Genomic DNA, 3,783 nt, shown 5'->3' with positions numbered 1-3,783 from the left:
GGGGCCGGGCCCGGCCCCGGGTGGCGTGACGCCGGGTGGGACGCCGGGGACGCCGGGCGCGGCACCGGCTGGCGTAACGAACCGGGCACGCCGCACCCCACGTGGGCGGAGGGCTCCGGGCGCCCGATAGCCTTCGGCCATGACCACGCTGCAATCCGCTGTGCGACGCCGCCGCGCCGTCGCCGTCGCCGGCGCCGTTTCCGCCGGACTGCTCGTCCTGTCGGCCTGCGACAAGCCGACGCCCGTCGCGACGATCACCGTCGGCAAGGACTCGGTCAACTCCGAGGCCCTCTGCTACAACGACGGCAAGGCGCTGGACGCCAAGTCGCTGAAGAAGTGCGTCAAGAAGGCCGGCGACGCCGAGTCGATCACGGTCGGCCAGGACGAGACCGTCCGCATCGGCGTCGACCCGGAGATCGCGGACGCGGGCTGGATCGTGCTGGTCAACGGCCGCCAGTTCAGCGACGTCAGCAAGGAGACGTACCGCACGATCCCGAGCAGCGCGTTCTTCAACGTCCAGTACGGCACGCAGGGCGAGACCAACACGCTCGCGGTGCAGATGGGCGAGCAGACGAAGAAGGGCCTGTGGACCTTCAAGCTGAAGAAGGCGAAGGACTGACCACGGCGCCCCTCCCGGTCCTCGTCGCCACCGCGGTCCCCGTCGAGCGGGACGCGGTGGCACAGGCGTTGCCCGGGGCGTTCGAGGAACTGCGGCTGCCGGGCGGGTCCCTGCTCCGTACGGCCGCGGGCTTCGACCTGCTCGCCGCCGGTGTCGGCCCGGCGCTCGCCGCCGCCGGCACCGCCGGCGCCCTCACCGCCGCCGCGCTGGCCGGCCGGCCCTACGGACTGGTCGTCTCGGCCGGGATCGGCGGCGGCTTCCTGCCGCAGGCGCCCGTCGGCTCGCTCGTCGTCGCCGACGCGATCACCGCGGCCGACCTGGGCGCGGAGACCGCCGACGGCTTTCTCCCGGTCACCGAACTCGGGTTCGGGACCGTCACGCACCGTCCGCCGGATTCACTCGTACGAGTCGCGTCCGAGGCCACCGGGGCCCGTACCGGCACGGTCCTGACCGTCTCCACGGTGACCGGCACCGCCGCCCGTGCCGCCGCCCTGCGCGCCCGGCACCCCGGCGCGCTCGCCGAGGGCATGGAGGGCTTCGGGGTGGCCGAGGCCGCCGCCGCGCACGGCGTGCCCGTGCTGGAGATCCGCGCGGTCTCCAACCCGGTGGGGCCGCGCGACCGCGCCGCCTGGCGCATCGGTGACGCGCTCGCCGCCCTGACCGAGGGCTTCGGGAAGCTGGCGCCCGCTCTGGAGAGTTGGAACACGCATGACCAGTGAGCAGCAGCGGTCCCTTCAGATCGCGTACTCCCCCTGCCCGAACGACACCTTCGTCTTCGACGCCCTCGCCCACGGCCGGGTGCCCGGCGCGCCCGCGCTGGACGTGACCTTCGCCGACATCGACCTCACCAACGGCATGGCCGAGCGCGGCGAGTTCGACGTGCTGAAGGTGTCGTACGCCGTGCTGCCGTACGTCCTCGACGAGTACGCGCTGCTGCCGTGCGGCGGTGCGCTGGGGCGGGGCTGCGGGCCGCTGGTGCTCACCCGGGAGGCCGGTGCCCACGCTCTCGGCAGTGGGGGACTGACGGGCCGTACGGTCGCGGTGCCCAGCGAGAAGTCGACGGCGTACCTGCTGTTCCGCCTGTGGGCGGCGGAGACGCTGCCCGGCGGGATCGGCGAGATCGTGGTGATGCCGTTCCACGAGATCATGCCGGCCGTGCGGGACGGCAAGGTGGACGCGGGACTGGTCATCCACGAGGCCCGGTTCACCTACCAGAACTACGGGCTGCACAAGCTCGCCGACATGGGCGAGCACTGGGAGCGGACCACCGGGCTGCCGATCCCGCTCGGCGCGATCATCGCCAAGCGGTCGCTGGGCGCCGAGACGCTCACCCGGCTCGCCGAGTCCGTCCGGGCCTCGGTCCGGGCCGCCTGGGACGACCCGGAGGCCTCCCGGCCCTATGTCATGGCGCACGCCCAGGAGATGGACCCGGCCGTCGCCGACCAGCACATCGGTCTGTACGTCAACGAATTCACCGCCGACCTCGGCGAGGACGGCTACGCCGCGATCCGCGGACTGCTGACGCGCGCGGCGGCCGAGGGACTGGTGCCCGCGCTGGGGCCCGGGGCGCTGTCTTTCCCCTGACGCACGCGAGGACGGCGCAAAAAAGCGCCGCGGGCGTCCGGGCGCTGTTCACCTGCGCGTGGCCGAGGGGCGGGTGATGCCCCTCGGCACGGATGCGCTCGCGTTTCCCCGACGGGGCGGGCGGGCCTAGACGTCGAGCTGGTCGGCGACCGCGCGGAGCAGGCCGGCGATCTTCTTGCCGGAGGCCTTGTCCGGGTAACGGCCCTTCTCCAGCATCGGCGTGATGTTCTCGAGAAGGGTCGTCAAATCCTGCACGATCGACGCCAACTCGTCCGGCTTCTTGCGCTGGGCGGCGGCCACCGACGGCGTCGGGTCCAGCACGATCACCGAAAGCGCCTGGTCACCGCGCTGACCGGCGACGACCCCGAACTCCACGCGCTGTCCCGGCTTGAGCGAATCGACTCCGGCGGGGAGAACCGAGGAATGGACGAAGACGTCACCGCCGTCGTCGCGGGAGAGAAAGCCGAAGCCCTTCTCACTGTTGAACCACTTGACCTTGCCGGTAGGCACGTCTGTCCTCGTCCTCGTACTCGTTGGGAAAACTACTTCGGAAACGGCTCTTGATAGCACTAGAGCGGGTCGACCATGACCCGCCGGTACCAAGGCTAATGGTCTTCGGGCGGGTGACAAGACGTCCCCCGGTTGTTCTCTCGCGCAGGGAACTACCCTGGTCCGGTGCGTGACAAAACCCAACCGAATTCCGCCGCGCCCGGTGACCGACTGATCCGCGCCGGTGTCGTCGTCTTCTTCCTCGGAGCCGTGGCCACCCTCGTCACGGTGGCCCCGCTGTTCCTCGGAGCGGATCCTTTTCCGACGTACATGTTCGGTCTGAGCATGCTCATGGCCGTCGGATTCCTGCTCGCCGGCGCCGGTGTCCTGCGGTCCGTCGCCGCCGGACGGCGTCAGGCGCGCAGGGCCGTCCCGGGCGCCTCGCGGTAGCCGCCGAGCCACTCCGGGAAGTCGGCCAGGCCGCTCAGCACGACGTCCGCGCCGGCCTCCCGCAGCTCCTCCGCCGGGCACGGACCGGTCGCCACGGCGACCGAAAACGCACCCGCCGCGCGGGCCCCGCGGACGTCTCCGACGTGGTCGCCGACGTACACGCCCGCGCCGTACTCGCGCAGCGCCGCCGCCTTCTGCTCGGCCCACAGGTCGCCGACGACCACGTCCGGCTCGATGCCGAGGTGGGCCAGGTGCAGCTTGGCGTTCGGTTCGTACTTCGCCGTCACCACCATCGTCCGCCCGCCGGCCGCCCGCACCGCGTCGATCGCCTCCCGGGCGCCGGCCATCGCGGGCGTCGCGGCGATGGCTATGGAGGGGTACATCTCCCGGTACAGGTCAGCCATCGCCGGCACCTGCGCGGCCGGGAACCAGTGGATCAGTTCCTCCACGAGCGGCGGTCCGAGCCGGGTGACCGCCAGATCGGCGTCGATGAACGTACCCGTCCGCTCGGCCAGGGCCACGTAGCAGGCGCGGATGCCGGGCCGGGAGTCGATGAGGGTCATGTCGAGGTCGAAGCCGACGGTGAGTTCGGTGGAGGCCATGGGGGACATTGTGCCGGGCGGCGCCGGCAGGCGGGGGTG

6 protein-coding genes are annotated in these 3,783 nt (G+C 72.1%); 4 read left to right on the top strand and 2 right to left on the bottom strand.

The window, feature by feature from the left end; translation table 11 throughout:
- Window positions 1-139: 139 nt before the first annotated feature.
- The 3 genes from CCN44_RS36160 to CCN44_RS36150 are packed head-to-tail and all read left to right on the top strand — an operon-like array spanning window position 140 to window position 2,203.
- Window positions 140-619 (top strand): hypothetical protein, encoded by a 480-nt coding sequence (locus tag CCN44_RS36160; RefSeq protein WP_059250453.1) that lies wholly within the window; start codon window positions 140-142, stop codon window positions 617-619.
- On the top strand, window positions 586-1,338 hold the full coding sequence (locus CCN44_RS36155; RefSeq protein ID WP_237481385.1) for a futalosine hydrolase: 753 nt from the start codon (window positions 586-588) through the stop codon (window positions 1,336-1,338). The genes CCN44_RS36160 and CCN44_RS36155 overlap by 34 nt, the downstream gene beginning before the upstream one ends.
- Window positions 1,328-2,203 carry a 1,4-dihydroxy-6-naphthoate synthase gene (locus CCN44_RS36150; protein ID WP_059250449.1) on the top strand — a complete coding sequence of 292 codons (876 nt, stop codon included), beginning with the start codon at window positions 1,328-1,330 and terminating at the stop codon, window positions 2,201-2,203. Before CCN44_RS36155 ends, CCN44_RS36150 begins: the two co-directional genes overlap by 11 nt.
- A 126-nt stretch (window positions 2,204-2,329) precedes the next feature.
- Here the strand turns inward: CCN44_RS36150 and CCN44_RS47545 are convergent, their stop codons facing one another.
- The gene (locus tag CCN44_RS47545) at window positions 2,330-2,713 is read right to left on the bottom strand and encodes a cold-shock protein (protein ID WP_030643007.1); all 384 of its coding nucleotides are present in this window, start codon (window positions 2,711-2,713) and stop codon (window positions 2,330-2,332) included.
- A gap of 165 nt (window positions 2,714-2,878) precedes the next feature.
- Here CCN44_RS47545 and CCN44_RS36140 point away from each other — a divergent pair, with 165 nt between their 5' ends.
- Window positions 2,879-3,142, top strand: a complete 264-nt coding sequence (locus CCN44_RS36140) for a hypothetical protein (protein ID WP_059250447.1) — start codon at window positions 2,879-2,881, stop codon at window positions 3,140-3,142.
- On the opposite strand, the gene CCN44_RS36135 is transcribed toward CCN44_RS36140, so the two are convergent.
- Window positions 3,106-3,753: an HAD family hydrolase gene (locus CCN44_RS36135; protein WP_059250444.1), complete on the bottom strand. Its 648-nt coding sequence runs from the start codon at window positions 3,751-3,753 to the stop codon at window positions 3,106-3,108. The genes CCN44_RS36140 and CCN44_RS36135 overlap by 37 nt on opposite strands.
- Between the last annotated feature and the right edge of the window lie 30 nt (window positions 3,754-3,783).

The sequence above is a fragment of the Streptomyces tricolor genome, assembly GCF_002155905.1.
GTDB classification, from domain to species: domain Bacteria; phylum Actinomycetota; class Actinomycetes; order Streptomycetales; family Streptomycetaceae; genus Streptomyces; species Streptomyces tricolor.
The sequence above is the reverse complement of the archived record's forward strand: the minus strand, read 5'-3'. Positions and strand labels throughout refer to the sequence as shown.